The following is a 17,558-nucleotide window of genomic DNA, read 5'->3' on the forward strand; positions in this document are numbered from 1 at the left end:
GCGATTAGTGCCGGAAATGGCGCATCCCTGTAAAGACCATCGCCAGCCCCGCTTCGTCAGCAGCGGCGATCACTTCTGCGTCACGCATCGACCCGCCCGGCTGAATCACGCAAGTGGCCCCGGCTGCAGCCGCTTCCATCAGCCCGTCAGGGAAGGGGAAGAACGCATCCGACGCAACCGCCGATCCAATGGTCAGCGGCTGGGGCAGGCCCAGAACATCGGCCATCCGCTCGGCCTTCTTCGCGGCGATCAGGGCACTGTCCACGCGGCTCATCTGGCCTGCACCGACACCCACTGTTGCGCCGTCGCGCACATAGACGATGGCGTTAGACTTCACATGCTTGCCCACTTTCCAAGCAAACAGCAGGTCGTCCATCTGCTCGGCGGTCGGTGCCTTCTTGGTGACGACTTTCAGGTCATCCATGCCAACAAAGCCCGCGTCCTTGTCCTGCACCAGCATCCCGCCCGCAACTTGGCGCACGGTCAGCGAGCGATCCAGCACACTTGGCAGACCTTCTGTCGTCAGCAGACGGAGGTTCTTTTTCGACGCGAAGATTTCCTTCGCTTCGTCACTGGCACCGGGGGCAATCACAACCTCGGTGAAAATCTCGGTGATGGCCTTGGCAGTTTCCGCGTCAAGCGGTTGGTTCAGGGCCACGATGCCCCCAAAGGCCGAGGTGCGGTCGCAGTCAAACGCCTTTTGATAGGCTTCCAAAAGGGTCTTGCCCTTGGCTACGCCGCAGGGATTGGCATGCTTGATGATGGCGACAGCCGCGGTTTCGGCGGGGTCAAACTCCGCCACCAACTCAAAGGCCGCGTCGGTGTCATTGATGTTGTTGTAGGACAGTTCCTTGCCCTGATGCTGCTTAGCGGTCGCAACGCCCGGACGGTTGGTGCCGTCCACATAGAAGGCCGCATCCTGATGCGGGTTTTCGCCATAGCGCAGGGTCTGGGCCAACTTGCCCGCCACAACCCGACGGCGCGGCGCGGTTTCTCCAATCGCTTGGGCCATCCAGCTGCTGACCGCAGCATCATAGGCCCCGGTCCGCGCATAGGCGATCTGCGCCATCTTCTGACGGAAGGCGTAAGAGGTCTTGCCGTCATGGGCGTCCAGTTCGGACAACAGGGCGGCATAATCCTCGACATCCACCACGGTCGTCACGAACCCATGGTTCTTGGCTGCCGCGCGGATCATTGCCGGACCGCCAATGTCGATATTCTCGATCATCTCGTCATAATCCGCGCCACGGGCCAAGGCAGCCTCGAACGGATAAAGATTGACGATCAGAATATCGATCTGGCCAATGCCATGCTCCTCCATCGCGGCCATGTGCTCGGCATTGTCACGCAGCGCCAACAGCCCGCCATGCACGCGCGGGTGCAATGTCTTCACCCGGCCATCCATCATCTCTGGAAAACCCGTCACGTCCGAGACGTCCTTTACCGGCATCCCTGCCTTGCGCAGCATCGCGCTGGTGCCCCCGGTCGACAACAACTCGACACCACGCTCATGCAGCGCGCGGGCAAGGTCCACCAGCCCGGTCTTGTCGGAAACGGAAATCAGCGCGCGGCGCGGAGCGACGAGGTCAGTCATGGGGCATACCTTCGGTCTTGGCACAGGTCAGAGAGGGACCGGCAGATCGTCCCGGTCCAGATCGCGGATGGCGGTGGGAGTATCCTGTGCCTTCGCCAAGGTCCAGCCGATACGGGTCTCAATCTCAGCCGCCAGCCCCGAAAGTATGATCTGTTTTGTCGCACGGGGCCGCAATCGGCCCCTCTCAAGGTAGACAGAAGGCTCCAAAGACAGCTTTGCCCGCCCGTCATGGCGGAAAACCCAGATCTCGCCCGACTTCAACGCGACAGAAATTGCATTGCCGCCCATATCCAGCGTTGCATCCGCATCGGGGTGCAGATGGAATCGGATGGTAAAAGGCACGCCCGCAAGTCTGGTCGCGGTCAAGACCTGCTCAAACCGCGCCTTGCCCTTGGGGTTCAAGGAAATCAGGGTATCCTGCCCCGCAACCTGCCGCCCGTCGGATGACAGGGCCAGATCGCGGGCATGGGTCAAGCCATGCGTCAATGCCCATCCATCGTGGGCCATGTGAATGCCGCGCCCCTGATCGGTGTCCATCTGACGCAGGGTCAGCACATGCGCCCGTTCGGCCAGAATATCGCCCCCCTTCTGGCCGAACCGGGACGAAGAAACCCCCTCGATCGCCAAGGTGGAATGCGAAGGCGTGGCCCGCCCCGCCCGTCGCCATTCGGTGCCAAAAGGCCCCCCCGATCCGCAATTCACGATAAGGGGCCGACGCCCGGACGTGATCTCGAACGCCAAAGTCGAGGCATGCGCGGAATGTCCGGCCGGCCCTCCGGGTGGGTCAGCCGCGTCAACGATCAATGTCGTGCGCCCGCCAGAGAGCCTAAGGAACCCCATCGCATGGTTCTCGGGCATGGTCGCCCGCACCCCGGCACTGGCCAAGGCATGATCCAGCCGCCCCTCAAGACCGCGCCCGCCCCCGTGAAAGCGGGCCAACCCGCCATCGGCATGGCGCAACGCCCGCAATGTGGGTGCGATTCGCTCCATCGCCGCCTGATGGCCCTCAGGCACCGGACGACCGGCATCGGTCATCGCCAACGCGGCCCAATTCAAAAGCGTAAAGACCTCAAGCAACTCTTCGGGATTGCGGGTCTGCAAACCGCCTGATGCATCAATTTCGCGCGTCGCTTCGGCCGCCAGTGCCGCGATGGCTGGCGAGGCCAAGGCATCCATTCCCATCAGAGACAGCCCGGCATAAACCAGCCCCGTCAAGGCTTCGAAACGTGCCAGACCGGGTGCCGCACGGTGCCAATTCGACGCCAAGTAGCGGGTCTGAATCGTCAAAGCCGCATAGTAACTTTCGGTCCGGCCCTTGTCCGCGCCATTCAACAGAAACAAGGCGTGGTGAATCCACCGGATGACACGCCGCCCCGTCAGATCGGCCGTCCAGCCCGGGCCTTTGCCCTGACCAAAGCGCTTGATCCAGTCATGTGTCCAGTTTTGCGCCCTTTGTCGCGCAGCGCCATCGCCCAAGGCCGCCAAATCGTCCAGCCAGACAAACCCCTGCGCCTCAGCGGCGAAATCCTCGTCGGGGGCTGTGATGTCCCAAAGACCCATCTCCGGCGCTTCGACCAGTTGGCCGGCAAAAAGGTAATTCCCGGCGCAAAGCTGCCGCCCGCGCGCAACCATGCCAATGGATCGCGGTTCAGGCGACGACGTAAAGCCAGCAGCCTTTGGGCCGCGCGATGCGCGCCAGACGGCAAGGCGTGACCGCCACCCACCGCTTGCGCCCGAGACCCAAGATGCCATGTTCCGCCCGCCCTGCTCGCCCGGATTCCCGGTGCATTCCAGGCGGAACCATAGCGCCAAAGGGGGCGACTTGTCACCCCGCTCTGGAGGGCCTAGGCAAGATGATCGACCCGGTCCAGATATTGGGCCAGATGACCGATCTCTCCCATCCACAGGCTGATCAGCGCAGGATCATGCGGTGCCGGATGCACGCCCGCCGCCACACGGCGTGCCAAGATCGCCTCAATGCCCAAAGACACGGGAATAGAGACAAGCCGCGACATCGCCGACCCTCTCGCATCCCCCCAGGCATCCATCGCCCAAGTCTCGTGATAGACAGGCTTTCCATCCCGCTCTGCCTTCAGGCTGACGAACAGAACCACGCGATCCGGTTCTCCGGGCTCGTACGAGTTGTCTTTCAAAAGATCGGTCGCGATTCCCGTCAACACCTGGTCCACTTCTGCCGCAGGCTTGCCTTCCAGCCCTTCGACGGTGCGGAAAATCCCCGACCAAGCTTCCGCCCAGCCATTCAGCCGGATCGTGCCGCGCACGAAATCGCGCACCTTCCAGTCTGCATCAAACCGGTAATCCTGCATGAAGGGATAAGAGTCACGGTTCGGATAAACCTCAAAGCTTTCCGGGTTCGGCAGCGGCGCGTCATAAGATGTGATGGCATCCCAAGGACGATTGACCCGCAACTCGCTGAAATTCTTCAGCGAACGCGACGGCGATTTCAACGCCTTCAGCACCCCCACCGGCGCCCAACTGAACTTGTACCGGAACGCATTCGCCATCTTCGGCACACCGCCGCAATAGCTGGTAAAGCTCAGGACATTGTCTGGGTGATAGGCTTTCGAGGCCCGATAGCGCGCCACAAGATCATGCGCCATCAGATGGTCAATCCCCGGATCAAGGCCGATCTCGTTCAGGCTGACCAGACCCTTTTCGCGAAACGCCTCGTCCAGCGCCTTCATTTCCGGCGCAATATAACTGGACGAAACAAAATGCGCGCCCTTTTCAAGGCAGACCTTGGCAATCGGCACATGCTGATCCGCGGGCAACATCGACACCGCAATGTCCCCCGGTTCTAGCGCGTCCGAAAGTGCCTCCAGCGAAAAGGCACGAATATCCTTGGCCACATCGCCCACGACCTTGCGCGCTTTGTCCACGGTCCGGTTCCATACGACAACGTCGTTTCCACCCTCGATCAGGCGGCGCAATCCCGGAACCGACGACAGCCCCGTCCCACACCAATGAATCGTCATGTCCGTCTCCCTTGTCCGGTCTCATCTCGCGCCAAGAATTTTCGAAAATTCTTGGCAAATTTCTTCAACGAAATTTGGGCGCGCCTCACAACGCGGCGCTGTGATGATCGTATTCGGCTTTCGCCCGCCCCCACACGCCAGCCTCTAGCTCCACCAATCCCTTCAGGCTTGGCAAAAGCTGCGCGGCATAGTCTTCGCTGCTTTCCACTGGCAACAGCGAGGGCAGGTTGTCGATCGCCGTGACATCCAGCGGCGGCTCCTCTGCCACCCGCAGCGCCGGAGCTGCCCAGTCCGTTGCCCGGTCATAGACCTTGATCGGTGAGAAATCCGAGGTCGGGTCACAGGCAATATCACCAATCACGGTCAGCTTGCGCGGGTCCGTCTTGGCCGAAGCCGGAACAAAGACCGGGCAGCCCGGACGCGCCAGAATGCAGTTCAGGAAAATCTCATGCTCCAGAACTTCGGGAAAAGGCCCGCCCGAGGCAGTTTCCGCCATGTCCCATTTCGTCACGGCAACCCCGAGAGCCGAACACAGGTCAGATGCCCCCGTTCCCACCCGGCCAAGGGCGCCGATGACGATGGCACGCGGCCGTCCCATCCCGGCCATGTCCTTGGCCAGATCGTCCAGCAAGGCCTGCTTGCCCGGATATTTTGCCACCGGCCCCACCAATTCACCGCGCTGCTGTGCAGCCCAGGTTTTCAGACTGACGGCGGCACCGGCATAGCCCGCCCAATAGCCAAAAGCCGCGACGCGACGCCCGGTTTCATCGACGAGATATTCCAGATCGTAGAGCGTGCCGCCCCCGGCCTTGAACCGCTTCAACAGCACCTGACCCGCGGGTTGCCCCTTATAGGCATGGCCGAACATGATGTGCCGATGGGTCAGCGGCGTACCATCTTCGGGCAATTCCTTCAGCCCGAAAATGATCGCATCGGCTGGCGCCTTGGGCCACAGATTTTCGTCGGCAATTTCGCATCCCGCCGCGATATAGCCGTCAATCGGAATGGCCCGAACCGACGACCGCTCCACCGTCACGCGGATCCCGGCCTTGACCAACTCTGCCGCACCAGCGGGCGTCAGGCCAACACGTTCTTCGTTCGGGCGCTGCTCAGCCCGGACCCACAAATGCGTCATTTCGACAATCCTTCCAAATTATAACCGCGCCGCATCGCCCGTTTACGCCACTGTTCGGCGGCAAAGCAGGCCTCGCGCAAGTTCGAAAACCAGACCAGCAAATGTTGGCCGCGTTGTCCGGCCTTCCCCCATTCCCGCATCACGGAATACTCGCCAAACAAATTGTAGGCGACTTCCACGCGGTAATACCGCGGCACCTGCTCGGTGGGTCTGGTCAAAAGAAAGGTCAGCACGAAAAAGCTGCTCCATCTGGTCTTTCGTCGACAGGACTACCAGATATTCCGGCAGGCAACAGGGGGTATCCTCATGCGTATACAAATGAGTTTGGCGGTACTTGCCCTTATGGCGGTCGCGGTCTGGATGTGGGTCCGCCTTTCTGCCCCGGCCTCTTTGTCCGAGGCGGATTTTGCCGCCCGCTACACCAACCCGCTGCCCCCAACCCCAACGAACCTCTCGGTCTACCACCTTGGTCATTCGCTTGTCGGAAGAGATATGCCGTCAATGCTGTCGCAGCTTGGTGGCCACGATCATGCCCTGCAACTTGGCTGGGGGGCCTCGCTAAAAGCACATTGGACAGGTGACATCCCCGGCTTTGAAGAAGAAAACGCCACCCCCCGGTTTCAACCCGCCCTGTCCAGCCTTGGCAGCGGAGATTTCCCCGTCGTCGTGCTGACCGAAATGGTCGAGATCCGTGATGCCATCCGCTATTTCGCCAGTGCGCAGCATCTGGCCAATTGGGCGACCCGCATCCGCAAGGTCCGGCCAGACGCACGGATCTATCTTTACGAAACATGGCACCGGCTTGATGATCCTGAAGGCTGGCTTGAACGGATCGACACCGACCTTGCGCGCCATTGGGAAGGCGATCTGTTGCGCCACGCCATGGCCAAGGACAGCGTTGGCACGATTTACGTCATCCCCGGCGGGCAGGTCATGGCCGCAACCGTCCGCGCCGCCGAGGCGGGGAAAATCCCCGGCCTGACAGATCGCGGCGATCTCTTCGCCAAGCTGCCCGACGGGTCAATCGACACGATCCATTTCAACGACCTTGGCGCCTATCTGATGGCCCTGACCCATTACGCGACGATCTACCAACGCTCGCCCGAAGGTCTGCCCGCCACCCTGACCCGTGCCGATGGCAGCCCGGTCACACCAATTGCCGCCGAAACGGCCAACGCCCTGCAAAGGATAGTCTGGGAGGTGGTCACGGGCTATGCTCTGACCGGAGTACCGCAGCAACAGACCGGGGGCTAAGTTCTTGATGACAGGCATTTGGGGGCTTTTGGCCGATATCCTGTTTGTCGGCCACAGCCTGATCGGCTTGGATCTTCCGGTGACTGTGCAAGGTGGGCTTCGTGCCGCAGGTGATCCCTCTTCTGTCGCTGCACAGGTGATTATCGGCGCGCCTCTCAAGTTCAACTACGAACATTCGGCCGAGGCGCAAGGGGTCGATGGCCGCGTCGAACTGCAAAAGGCGGAAACCGATGTTCTGATCGTGACCGAAGCCATCCCCTTGGCCGAGCATCTGAAATGGAATGACACGCCCGGACAAATCGCGCGCTTCGCCGATCTGGCCCGGGTGATGAACAGCGATGTCAGGGTGTTTCTTTACGAAACATGGCACAGCCGCAAATCAGGCCCCGGCACGCAGATCGAAGGCGATCGCGGCGCGGGAATACCGTGGCGAGAGCGTCTGACGGCCGATCTTCCCCTGTGGGAAGGCGCGGTCCATCAGGCGAATGCCCTCCTTGGATCCGAGATCGTGCAACTTTTGCCCGCCGGGCAGGCGATGGGGCTTTTGGCCGATGAGGTGGCCGCAGGTCGGGTGCCCGGCATCTCGAACATGGGTGAATTCTTTTCCGACGACATCCACCTGTCCGAAAAGGGCGAATATTTCGTGGCGCTTGTCCATCTGGCGGCCATTCGCGGCCAATCTCCCGAAGGGCTTCCCACCAAACTGACGCGGTCTTGGCGCACGCGCGACGGCGTGGTCAGCGATGACCTTGCCGCCAGCCTGCAACGCATCGCTTGGAAGGCGGTCAGCACCTACAAACCGTCCCTGCCACAGGCCGCCCTCATTGAACCCGCCCAAACCGTCGCCGTGCCGGAACCAACTGTGGCCCCGACGGCAGAGCCGGTTGTCGCTTCACCGAAACTCTTGGACAGCGCCGGTTTCACCCCCATCACCAACCCCAACCTCGCCTTGGGCCTGCATGGCATCACGGATTGGACCGTGCAGCAGCCGTTCCTGAACGTGCTGAAAACAGCGCGGGAATGGACCGGCCATTTGCCCGGCCAGTTCGGCGGCTGGGATCACGCGCGCCTGTCGTCGGCCGGGGTGTTGGACGAAAACGGATGGCCAAAATCCATCCCGCCGGAACTGACGGGCCTGTCGCTTCTGTTCCTGACCGACCTTCCCTCTGATGCCGAAGGCGTTTCAGGCCGCTATCTGGTGACCTTCGAGGGCAAGGGCGACCTCACGCTCGAGGGTCTTGCCCAGAATGTTCAGGCGAACGGAAACGAAATCCGCTTTGATTTTGTCCCCGGCCCCGGAACCGTCAGCCTGACCCTCACCCGAACCGACGCGACCGACCCCATTCGCAACATCACCGTCGTACGCGAGGACCGCGCGGCCCTTCTAGCCGAAGGCAAAATCTTCAACCCCGACTGGCTGAACCGCCTGCGCGGGGTCAAAACGCTGCGCTTCATGGATTGGATGAAAACCAATGACTCGCCGCTCGCGAACCTCTCAGATCGGCCAAAGCCCAACGACTACACTTGGTCCCGCCTGGGCGCGCCGATCGAGGTGATCATCGCTCTTGCCAATGAACTGGATGCCAACCCTTGGCTGACCATCCCGCATCTGGCGAAGGATGATCTGGTCCGCTTTTACGCCACCACCGTCAAAGACAGCCTCGACCCCGCCCTGAACGCCCATGTCGAGTTTTCCAACGAGGTCTGGAACTGGCAATTCGCGCAGGCCGCTTGGGCCGAAGAACAGGGCCGCGCCCTTTGGGGCGGGGAATCGCGGTGGGTCCAGTACTACGCCCTTCGCGCCGCCCAAGTGGCCGATATCTGGGCCGAGGTTTACGGCGACGCAGCCCAAGACAGGCTGACCCGCATCCTCGCCACCCAAACCGGCTGGCTTGGGCTCGAAGAACAAATCCTCTCCGCCCCCGAAATCATCGCCACAGGCTCCCTCGCCCCCTCAACCCATTTCGACGCCTATGCCGTCACCGGCTATTTCTCGGGCCTGCTCGGATCGCCCGAAAAAGCATCGGCCCTCAACACATGGCTTGATGCTTCCGAGACCGCCGCAAAGGACCAAGCCAAGGCGCAGGCCCTGACCGGCGCGGCAGAGGTCGATTATATAAGCCGCCACCGCTTTGACGCCGCCGTGGCCCAAGCGATTGCCGAAATCGAAACCGGCACTCTGACCGGCGAAGCCGCTGACACGCTGGACCGCCTGTTGACCGACATCCTGCCCTATCACGCAAAGGTCGCCTCGGATCACGACCTGCGCCTGATGATGTATGAAGGTGGCACCCATGTCGTGGGCTATGGACCCGCGGTGGAAGACGCCCGCCTGACCGCCTTCTTCACCCATCTGAACTACACCCCCGAAATGGCCGCACTTTACGAAAGGCTTCTGAACGGCTGGTCCGGCCTCACCCCGGAACCCTTCAACGCCTTCGTCGATGTCGCATCCCCGTCACAATGGGGATCATGGGGAGCGCTCCGCCATCTCGGCGACGAAAACCCCCGCTGGCAGGTGCTTGCCAAGGGTTGCCTCTCATGCTGACCGTCATCATCCCTGCCTCAAACGAAGAGCTTTGGATCGGCCCTTGCCTCTCGGCCCTCTGCGCCTCGTCCCTTCCACAGGCGCAGGTCATCGTGGTCGCCAATGGCTGCAAGGATAAGACCGCCGACTTGGCCCGTCAGGTCTTTGCCGAAGAAGCGCCCGAAAGCTGGGACTGCACGGTTCTGGACTTTGCCACCGGCTCGAAACCCTTTGCCCTGAACCAAGGCGACGCTTTGGCGAAATACCCCGTCCGCGCCTATCTCGACGCCGATGTCATCGTCAGCCGGGGCTTGCTTGCCGCGCTCGTCTCCGCGCTGTCGACAGACGCGCCCCGTTACGCCAGCGGCACACCCAAAATCCCGCCTGCCCGCAGCGCCGTGACCCGCGCCTATGCTCGGTTCTGGAAAGGCTTGCCGTTCAACCAGACAACGGCCCCCGGCTACGGCCTCTTTGCCGTCAACGCTGCCGGTCGCGCCCGGTGGCAAGAATTTCCGGCGATCATTTCCGACGACACCTTCGTACGGCTTCAGTTTCAACCCGACGAACGCGTTCAGGTAAACGACACCTATCTCTGGCCAATGATCGAAGGCTTTGCCGCGCTCACCCGCGTCCGCCGACGCCAGGACGCGGGCGTGAAAGAATTGGAGCGCCTTTACCCCGGCCTTCTGGAACGCGAAGGCAAACCGCCCCTGTCCAAAACGCGCCTTGTCGGGATGCTTCTGCAAGACCCGGTCGGCTTTGCGACCTATGCCGCCGTCTCGCTGGCGGTGCGTCTGAAACGCGGCGGCCCCGCCTTTACACGGGGCCGCTAGGGGCAGCTTAGCCGCCCATCCGCTTCATCATCGCCTCATGCACCGCCTGCATTCCCCGCTCGGCCATGTCGGACACTTCAGCCGCATGGGTGTGCAAGGCGGCAACCAGTTCAGGGTCATCACTGGTCTGCACAACGACAATCCCTTCTTCAGTCACATCAATCGTTGTCTCCAACTTCTCTGACCGCTCAAAGAAGATGTCCAAGGTCGGACTTTGGATAAAGATCTTCGGGTCATCCTTGGCGTCGACGCGTCCGATCATTCCGCTGACATGGCTGACCAAGGCCTCCATCACCTGCGGGTCCGACGATTTGGTGACCGTGCGAATACCGTTTGGCAGGTTCTCGACCGTGCGCGTCATGGTTTGAAAGCCCGCAAACATCACCGCCAGTTCGGCGCTTTCCTCGGGCGTGGCATTCTCGCCCCGCAGTCCCGGCATCGTGGCCTCATCATGGCCCATGCCCCCCGGCCCATGCATCATCTGATGCATCTGGTCGTGGTTCATCCCCATCATCTGCGCCCCGGCATATTGCGTGCCCGCATACCCTGCGAGAGCCAAAGCCCCCACGCCCACCAAGACCTTAACCGCTTTCATAGCGCGTCCTCCAAAATCACATTCGCAAAGTTATATACGTATTCATTTCGGGATTCCGACTGCGTTGTCTGGTCGCGGAGCAAATTTTTCAGGCGACGGCCGGCAAGCGTTGCGCCAAGATCGAAATGACCGCGCGCGCTTCCGGTATTGGCGGCGCTTCGACCCGGCAGTAATCGCGGCAATCCGCGCTCCGCGTGATCAGCCCCAATTCCACCATCGTCCGCCGTAAAATGGGGGCGTCGCCGAACGTGTGCCATTGGTTCAAGGCCGCGCTAAAGGCGCGCTCGTCCATCACGGCCCGCGCCGGAATCCGCGCCCACAGCACCCGTACCGCCAAATGCTGCAAATGGGTTTTCGCAGGCCAGCGGATCAACCGACCCTCTTTGTCGAAACAGCGCAACATCACCTCAACAAGGGCCGCATCTGCCACCGGCGCCACTTGCTCCACCTTCTCGCGGGTTTGCCCAGCGCGCAGGTGCTGCAAATTGCGAAAGCCCGCCGCACGGGCCAACATGTTCATCAGGGCCACATGCCCCGGCGGCTTTGCCTGCTGCTCCAGTTCCAGAAGCAGGGTCTTGGCAAAGGTGGAAAGGTCACTCACCGAAAGGGAAATCAAATCCCGTGTCATCATATCCTCATGGTCAGGCCAAAGCGTCGTGGTCACCGGCTTGCAACAGGGCCCCATGCAGGAAATGGGTCCGAAGGATGAGCAGGTTTAGCTGGCTGAATGGCCCGGTGACGCCTGGGTGAACTGCTGACCCTTGGGCAAAGCTACGCGTTGCATCCGCTCGTGACAAGCCGGCAAAGGCTCTGCCTTTTGTCTGCACGGGGGGTGTACAGGGGGTGTACGCAAGGTGCACCGACGTTTCTGGCGGATTTTTGTCGTTTCCGGTCGCATTCGGGCCTCACGCCCGGAAAGCTCTCACCGCTAGGCTGACCTGATTGGAGGACGTCATGACTCGGCACCCGCACCTGCTTTCCCCCCTGCAACTGCGCGGCCACACCCTGCGCAACCGCATCGTCTTTGGCGCCCATACAAACAACATGTCAGATCAGGGAATTCCCGGCCCACGAATGGGAAAATACCTTTTGGAACGGGCACTTGGCGGGGCTGCGATGGTTGTCTGCGAACCGGTTCCGGTGCATCGGACCGGGGTTCTGACACGCGGCAACCTGCTGCATTCGTCTGACGAAATTATCAAGCCATTTCAAAAGATTACGGATGAGGTAAAGGCCGCCGGAGCCGTTATCTGCCAACAGCTTTACCATATCGGCGCCCATGGCGACAGCGACCTCAGCTTCGCCCCCCACTGGTCCCCCTCCGGCCATTCCAGCTACCACGACAGCGACGGCTCTCATAAGATGACAGTGGCCGAAATCGAAGAGCTGATCGAGGCCCATATCAACGCCGCAATCCGCTGCAAAAAGTCAGGATTTCAAGGGGTTGAAGTCTGGGCCGCCTACCATTCCCTGCTTGATCAGTTCTGGACCCCATGGTCCAACACCCGTGACGACGACTGGGGTGGAAGCCTTGAAAACCGCACCCGTTTTTCCAGACGCATCATCGAAGGCATCCGCAAAGCCTGCGGCGAGGATTTCGTGATCGGCCTTGCCGTCAGCACCTCAGACAGTCACAACGTTCTGCTTTCAAAAGAAAATCTGGCCGAGATCGTGGCCCTGCACGATGCCACTGGACATGTCGATTACGTCACTTGCGGTCACGGCGGGTATCTCGATTTCGAACGCCTGATGCCGACTTTCATTTTCGGCGAAAAGCTGACAACGCCAATGACAGAGATCCTGAAAGGCGTTGTGAAACATGCCGTTATCACGTCCGAGGCGCATGTCCGCACCCCCGAAAACGGCGAGGCCGTCATCGCCAGCGGACAGGCCGACCTTGTCTCGATCGTCCGCGGCCAGATCGCAGACCCGCATCTGGCCCGCAAAACCAGCGAAGGCCGCGCCGAAGATGTCCGCGGCTGCATTTCCTGCAATCAGATGTGTTGGGGGCGACGCTCACGCGACTACTGGATCTCCTGCCTGATCAACCCTTCCGCCGGTCGCGAATGGGAATGGGGCGGCGACCGCTTTACGCCGACGGAAAATCCAAAATCGGTTCTCGTTGTCGGGGCCGGCCCTGCCGGCCTTGAAGCCGCACGCGCTGCAGCGGAACGCGGTCATCACGTTGAAATCGTTGAAGCACTGCCAAAGACCGGGGGGCAATTTCGGCTAGCGGGGGAACAGCCCAGACGGGCGCAAATCCTTGATCTGCTGGACTGGTACGAACGACAGTTCGCCCGCCTTGGTGTCACGCTCCGCCTGAACACCTTCCTAGATGAGGACGAAATCGCCGCACACCCGGCCGAAATCATCATCCTCGCGACAGGGTCCCTCCCGGACGATACGGCGCTGCAACGCTGGGCGCCCGACCTTGGCCCGCTTCCCGGGCATCAGCTTGGCGGGGTGTGGTCAGCCGAAGCCGCGATGCGCCGCGAAGCAAGACTGGGCGACCACGTCGTCGTCTATGACGAAGGCGGCAATTGGCGCGGCGTGGGTACGGCTTGGGCACTGGCGGAACGCGGCCACAAGGTCACCCTGATCACTCCCGACCCCTTTATCGGCAAGGAAATTGCCCGCACCTCCGCCGATGGGCCCGCGCGCCAACGGCTTGCAAAGCTTGGCACAAAAATGCTGACCGAGCATTGCCTGACCCGCTGGCACGGAAATGGTGTCAGCATCCGCAGCTTTCTGACCGGCGAAGAAACGACGCTGCCCGCATCTGGACTTGTCATGGCCACCACAAATGTGGCCTTCGATCCTTGGCCGGACAGCTTTGCGGGGAAGACCACCTATCGCATCGGCGATTGCGTGGCCCCAAGACAGGCCCCCTACGCCTTTCACGAGGGCCGCAAGATTGCCTTTGCCTTCTGATCTTTCTTCTGCCCGAAATTATCCCGGGGGTCAGCAGGTTTCAAAGAAACCTGCTGCATGGGGGCAGCGCCCCCTTTCTACAGAAGATCGTCCAAAACCAAGGCCATCACCTTGGCGCTGTCCAGCATGTCCTGAACGCCAACCCATTCGTCCGGTTGGTGGGCCAGATGAAGCAGGCCTGGACCGTAAGCGATGCAGTTTTGCAGCCGCCCGATGCGGTCGATGTGCTTCTGATCGTAAGTTCCGGGCGAAACGACATAATCCGCAGAGCGCGCCAAGACACGTTCAATCGCGGCCGCCGTGGACCGGACAACGGGCGCGTCCCTGTCAGCCATAACGGGCTGCACTTCGAAAAGATCGCGGATCTCATAATGAAAGCTCGGACGCTGCGACTTTACCCGCTCTAAAACTGAAACCATCTCGGCCTTCACTTCGGTCAGCTTTTCTTCGATCAGAAAACGCCGGTCGATGATGATCCGGCAGCGATCTGCCACACAGGGGGCTGGCAATCCGGTATATCCCGCCTCGGGCTCAGCTTCGCCACCATGGATTGAATTAATATTCAGTGTCGACTGGCGTGCACCTTCGGGGACCACGGGCATCGCAGTGTGCTTGGTTGCAAGCAAGGGATAAAGGCGTTCCTCGATTTCGGAAAGCACGGCCCCCATATGCCGGATCGCACTGTCCCCCAGAAAGGGCATCGAGCCATGGGCAATGCGGCCATGGGTTTCGATCTCGGCCCACCAGACGCCTCGATGGCCAAGGCAAATACGGTCTTTGTGCAGCGGCTCCGGGATGATGACATGCTGCACCCTGTCGGGTGAGAAATATCCACGTTCCGCCAAATAGGCGACGCCACCGTAGCCACCCGTTTCCTCATCAGCCGTGGCTGAAATTTCAATTGCTCCTTGCCAGTCGGGTTTCGCGTTCAAAAAGGCCTCGGCGGCAATGATGCTTGCCGCCAAGCCACCCTTCATGTCGCAAGCACCGCGGCCATAGATCCTGTCCCCATCCAGTTCTCCGCCAAAGGGGTCACGGGTCCAGCCATGCCCAACCTCCACCACGTCATGATGGCTGTTGAAGTGAACGCAGTCACCCGAACCCCTTTCAACTCGCGCAACCAGATTCCACCGGGGATGGAGATCGCTGTCCCCCGGGGCACCGCGCGCGCGAATGAACTCTACCTGAAAGCCGTGAGCGATCAGTCGGGCGGCGAGGTAATCGCAAATCTCCCGGTATTTGCGCCCCGGCGGGTTCAAAGTCGGGATTCGTATCAAGTCTTGCGTCAGACCGATAAGGTCTTGGCGACGGGCATCGACTGCGGCAAGAATGGCATGGTCTGACATGTGGGTATCGTGGCGTGGGTCTGTTGTTTCGGCAATCCGATTTCCCCGATGTCGGGGATGTAATTTGTTTTTACATTCCTAAGTAACAAACATAGGCGTGGTCCAGTGGAGGGCAATATGGCCGATTTTGAAGCGCAGATTTCCGAGAGCCAGAAACAAGTGGCAGAGGCACAGGCCAAGATTTCGGCCGTGACCAGCCGGATCGAGACCGCGCGCGCCAAACTGGCTGCCGGAGAGGCCGCGATCGACATTGAGAATGCGACGTTGGAAGACGTGCACAAGCACACCGATCTGATGAACGCCAACATCGCCGAACTGATCATGGGGTTGGATGATGTGACGGCGGGCTTTTCCAAGGACTTCGACGAAATGCGGTCGAAAACCGGTATGGAAAGCTTCATCGGCATTTTCAGCAATGCAAAGTCCGAAAGCATGCGCCAAGAACGCCTGCGGTCGGCCAGCATTGACGACAAACTTCAAGACCTGATCAGCAAGTCCGACGTGATCGTCAAACTGCTTCAAGGCCAACTCGACATGTTGAATGGTCAGAAGTCCAGCGTTGAAGCCAACTTGTCGGACACCCTGACTGAACGCGAAGACACCGTTGGCGCGCTGGAGGCCGTTCGGGCGGAGATCGCCGGGATGGACCCAAAGATCATTGAGTTGGAAAACAAGATCAGTGTCGAACAGGATGCAGCGGCGCGGACCAAGTTGGAGACGGAACTTGCAGCCCTGAACACGCGCTATAATGCGCTTGTGCAGGACGAGCAGGTGAAGCTGGCGAAAAGCCAGACGCTGGAGCGGTATATCGAAAAGGGTAAGACCTGGATGGACAGCCTTCAAAACCAGGCGGCCACCCAATTGGTGCTAATCAACAAGCTGCAAACAGACACCAAGCAGCGTGTTGTCTTGTATGATGCCCTGACCTCCAGCTTGAAGACCGCACAGCAGCAGGACGTGGCCCACCGGATCAACGAAATCGGGGTCAAGACCGATCAGGAAGCCCAAGCCGCAATGGCCGCCATCGGCGCCGCCACCAATGACAAGATGGCCGACATGCTGGAAGCCCATGAAGCTCATATGGTCTTTGCGCGCAAGATACTGGAACAAAAGGCAAAGGCCGATGAACGGTTCAATCGCCGCTTTGCTGCGATTGTCGAAAAGCATGACAAGAATGCCTATGGCGAATAAGCCTGCGGGGAATTCGTGAACAACGACGTCAAGGAAAAGCTGACGAAAGACCATGCCGAGTTGAGCGATACTCAGGTCGTGCGTCGCTATTTCGCGAAGTTTGACCGCATCTCGGGGCATCTTGGCCGGGTTGCGGCGGAACTGGAAAATGAAGGCACCCTCAGCCGCACTGAAACGCGTGTGCTGGGGCGCTATCTGGCAGCCCTAGCAAAGACCTTTCAGGCGCTTTCGCATAAGTACCTAATGACGGGGCGCGCAGATGGTGCGCCACGGTTGACCTTCGACTGGCATGAAAGCGGCTTTCCCGTTGCGCAAGAATTGATGTTGATGGCGGTGGATGCCGCCAATGTTCACAAACATCTTGCGGGCATTGCCAGCGTGGAGGAGTTGAAGGACAGGATGGTGCGTCAGATCGTTGGCGATCTTTCCATCCCGACGGCGCTTCAATTTGCCCTGTCGCAGCGGCTTTATTACGAAGCCTTGGCGCAAGGGGGAATGTTCCTGTCACGCAATGATCCCGAGGCGCAGTGGATTGAGAATATCGGTGAACGACGAAAGTTTCTAATCCATTGGGCGGTATTCGACACGCAGTTGAACCAGCCAGTTGTGTATCTGATGGATGTCGAGGATTCAGGGCGTAAGGCTTTGCCCAGCGACGATCGACGTTGGCCGATGGCGCAGCAGCATTTGATGGCTCAATCCATGGGCGGGCTGAAACTGTTGACCATCGCGACCGGGTTTGACACCGACTTTGCCGATCTGCACCCCAAACGTCTGCGGCGCATTCACCTTGGGCCGATGTATTCCAGCGCCTATACCCTGCAATCAGGTCCGATCTCTGATGTTCTGACCACGGCAAAGGCCCCGCAAGGCGAGGACTGGGCATTGGTCTGGACTGTCGAGGATCTGATTTCTGATCGCACCGAGCAGGTCAAGGACGGTTGGTTCTCGACCGTCGAACGCCAGATTTTCAAGCTTGATCCATTCTTGGGGCAGGGTGTTGACCACGGTGCAACCCGGATGGAGCGCATGGTGATCTTGCCGGAACGTCCATTCCAAGTCCTTATGGATTTGAAACCTCCGGGTTTTCGCGATGTGCGCAAATTCATCGTTGGCGCGGGTGGGCGCATCATTTCGACCCGTTGATTTCAAAGGA

At 60.3% G+C, this 17,558-nt stretch carries 14 protein-coding genes; 6 read left to right on the plus strand and 8 right to left on the minus strand.

Annotation, left to right across the window (positions count from 1 at the left end):
- Positions 1 to 4: 4 nt before the first annotated feature.
- From purH to ACSBLW_RS11720, 5 genes are all read right to left on the minus strand, one after another.
- Positions 5 to 1,594, minus strand: a complete 1,590-nt coding sequence (gene purH, locus ACSBLW_RS11700; RefSeq protein WP_435256799.1) for a bifunctional phosphoribosylaminoimidazolecarboxamide formyltransferase/IMP cyclohydrolase — start codon at positions 1,592 to 1,594, stop codon at positions 5 to 7.
- Between the two features lie 27 nt (positions 1,595 to 1,621).
- Positions 1,622 to 3,346: a heparinase II/III family protein gene (locus ACSBLW_RS11705; protein WP_435256800.1), complete on the minus strand. Its 1,725-nt coding sequence runs from the start codon at positions 3,344 to 3,346 to the stop codon at positions 1,622 to 1,624.
- 92 nt (positions 3,347 to 3,438) lie between these two features.
- On the minus strand, positions 3,439 to 4,590 hold the full coding sequence (locus ACSBLW_RS11710) for a saccharopine dehydrogenase family protein (RefSeq protein ID WP_435256801.1): 1,152 nt from the start codon (positions 4,588 to 4,590) through the stop codon (positions 3,439 to 3,441).
- An 85-nt stretch (positions 4,591 to 4,675) separates the two neighbouring features.
- Complete coding sequence (locus ACSBLW_RS11715) at positions 4,676 to 5,725, minus strand: saccharopine dehydrogenase (protein WP_435256802.1); 1,050 nt, start codon at positions 5,723 to 5,725, stop codon at positions 4,676 to 4,678.
- Positions 5,722 to 5,958 carry a WGR domain-containing protein gene (locus ACSBLW_RS11720; protein ID WP_435256803.1) on the minus strand — a complete coding sequence of 79 codons (237 nt, stop codon included), beginning with the start codon at positions 5,956 to 5,958 and terminating at the stop codon, positions 5,722 to 5,724. Before ACSBLW_RS11720 ends, ACSBLW_RS11715 begins: the two co-directional genes overlap by 4 nt.
- Positions 5,959 to 6,031: 73 nt before the next feature.
- Here ACSBLW_RS11720 and ACSBLW_RS11725 point away from each other — a divergent pair, with 73 nt between their 5' ends.
- Genes ACSBLW_RS11725 through ACSBLW_RS11735 form a run of 3 tightly spaced genes read left to right on the plus strand, consistent with a single transcriptional unit; the run spans position 6,032 to position 10,339 of the window.
- Positions 6,032 to 6,979, plus strand: coding sequence for a hypothetical protein (locus ACSBLW_RS11725; protein ID WP_435256804.1), 948 nt, complete (start codon positions 6,032 to 6,034; stop codon positions 6,977 to 6,979).
- A 7-nt stretch (positions 6,980 to 6,986) separates the two neighbouring features.
- Complete coding sequence (locus ACSBLW_RS11730) at positions 6,987 to 9,527, plus strand: hypothetical protein (RefSeq protein ID WP_435256805.1); 2,541 nt, start codon at positions 6,987 to 6,989, stop codon at positions 9,525 to 9,527.
- Positions 9,521 to 10,339 carry a glycosyltransferase gene (locus ACSBLW_RS11735; RefSeq protein WP_435256806.1) on the plus strand — a complete coding sequence of 273 codons (819 nt, stop codon included), beginning with the start codon at positions 9,521 to 9,523 and terminating at the stop codon, positions 10,337 to 10,339. Before ACSBLW_RS11730 ends, ACSBLW_RS11735 begins: the two co-directional genes overlap by 7 nt.
- A 7-nt stretch (positions 10,340 to 10,346) precedes the next feature.
- Here ACSBLW_RS11735 and ACSBLW_RS11740 read toward each other — a convergent pair whose 3' ends face one another.
- Together ACSBLW_RS11740 and ACSBLW_RS11745 are read right to left on the minus strand one after the other, a co-directional pair.
- Positions 10,347 to 10,934 (minus strand): hypothetical protein, encoded by a 588-nt coding sequence (locus tag ACSBLW_RS11740; RefSeq protein WP_435256807.1) that lies wholly within the window; start codon positions 10,932 to 10,934, stop codon positions 10,347 to 10,349.
- A gap of 88 nt (positions 10,935 to 11,022) precedes the next feature.
- Entirely contained in the window at positions 11,023 to 11,562 is a 540-nt protein-coding gene (locus tag ACSBLW_RS11745; protein WP_435256808.1) for a DUF2087 domain-containing protein, read from the minus strand.
- A gap of 326 nt (positions 11,563 to 11,888) precedes the next feature.
- Between ACSBLW_RS11745 and ACSBLW_RS11750 the strand changes: the two genes are divergently transcribed.
- Entirely contained in the window at positions 11,889 to 13,865 is a 1,977-nt protein-coding gene (locus ACSBLW_RS11750; protein ID WP_435256809.1) for an FAD-dependent oxidoreductase, read from the plus strand.
- A gap of 77 nt (positions 13,866 to 13,942) precedes the next feature.
- On the opposite strand, the gene ACSBLW_RS11755 is transcribed toward ACSBLW_RS11750, so the two are convergent.
- Positions 13,943 to 15,211, minus strand: coding sequence for an acetylornithine deacetylase/succinyl-diaminopimelate desuccinylase family protein (locus ACSBLW_RS11755; protein ID WP_435256810.1), 1,269 nt, complete (start codon positions 15,209 to 15,211; stop codon positions 13,943 to 13,945).
- A gap of 117 nt (positions 15,212 to 15,328) precedes the next feature.
- Here ACSBLW_RS11755 and ACSBLW_RS11760 point away from each other — a divergent pair, with 117 nt between their 5' ends.
- Positions 15,329 to 16,402, plus strand: a complete 1,074-nt coding sequence (locus tag ACSBLW_RS11760) for a hypothetical protein (RefSeq protein ID WP_435256811.1) — start codon at positions 15,329 to 15,331, stop codon at positions 16,400 to 16,402.
- A gap of 15 nt (positions 16,403 to 16,417) precedes the next feature.
- Entirely contained in the window at positions 16,418 to 17,548 is a 1,131-nt protein-coding gene (locus ACSBLW_RS11765) for a hypothetical protein (RefSeq protein WP_435256812.1), read from the plus strand.
- The last annotated feature ends 10 nt before the right edge of the window (positions 17,549 to 17,558 follow it).

This window comes from Thioclava sp. FR2 (genome assembly GCF_051200875.1).
Classification (GTDB): domain Bacteria; phylum Pseudomonadota; class Alphaproteobacteria; order Rhodobacterales; family Rhodobacteraceae; genus Pseudotabrizicola.

Coding starts and splice junctions, on each gene's coding strand:
- ACSBLW_RS11745 (WP_435256808.1), bottom strand. CDS start 11,562: ATGACACGGGATTTGATTTCCCTTTCGGTGAGTGACCTTTCCACCTTT.
- ACSBLW_RS11705 (WP_435256800.1), bottom strand. CDS start 3,346: ATGGCATCTTGGGTCTCGGGCGCAAGCGGTGGGTGGCGGTCACGCCTT.
- ACSBLW_RS11730 (WP_435256805.1), top strand. CDS start 6,987: ATGACAGGCATTTGGGGGCTTTTGGCCGATATCCTGTTTGTCGGCCAC.
- ACSBLW_RS11750 (WP_435256809.1), top strand. CDS start 11,889: ATGACTCGGCACCCGCACCTGCTTTCCCCCCTGCAACTGCGCGGCCAC.
- ACSBLW_RS11715 (WP_435256802.1), bottom strand. CDS start 5,725: ATGACGCATTTGTGGGTCCGGGCTGAGCAGCGCCCGAACGAAGAACGT.
- ACSBLW_RS11735 (WP_435256806.1), top strand. CDS start 9,521: ATGCTGACCGTCATCATCCCTGCCTCAAACGAAGAGCTTTGGATCGGC.
- ACSBLW_RS11725 (WP_435256804.1), top strand. CDS start 6,032: ATGCGTATACAAATGAGTTTGGCGGTACTTGCCCTTATGGCGGTCGCG.
- purH (WP_435256799.1), bottom strand. CDS start 1,594: ATGACTGACCTCGTCGCTCCGCGCCGCGCGCTGATTTCCGTTTCCGAC.
- ACSBLW_RS11710 (WP_435256801.1), bottom strand. CDS start 4,590: ATGACGATTCATTGGTGTGGGACGGGGCTGTCGTCGGTTCCGGGATTG.
- ACSBLW_RS11760 (WP_435256811.1), top strand. CDS start 15,329: ATGGCCGATTTTGAAGCGCAGATTTCCGAGAGCCAGAAACAAGTGGCA.
- ACSBLW_RS11740 (WP_435256807.1), bottom strand. CDS start 10,934: ATGAAAGCGGTTAAGGTCTTGGTGGGCGTGGGGGCTTTGGCTCTCGCA.
- ACSBLW_RS11755 (WP_435256810.1), bottom strand. CDS start 15,211: ATGTCAGACCATGCCATTCTTGCCGCAGTCGATGCCCGTCGCCAAGAC.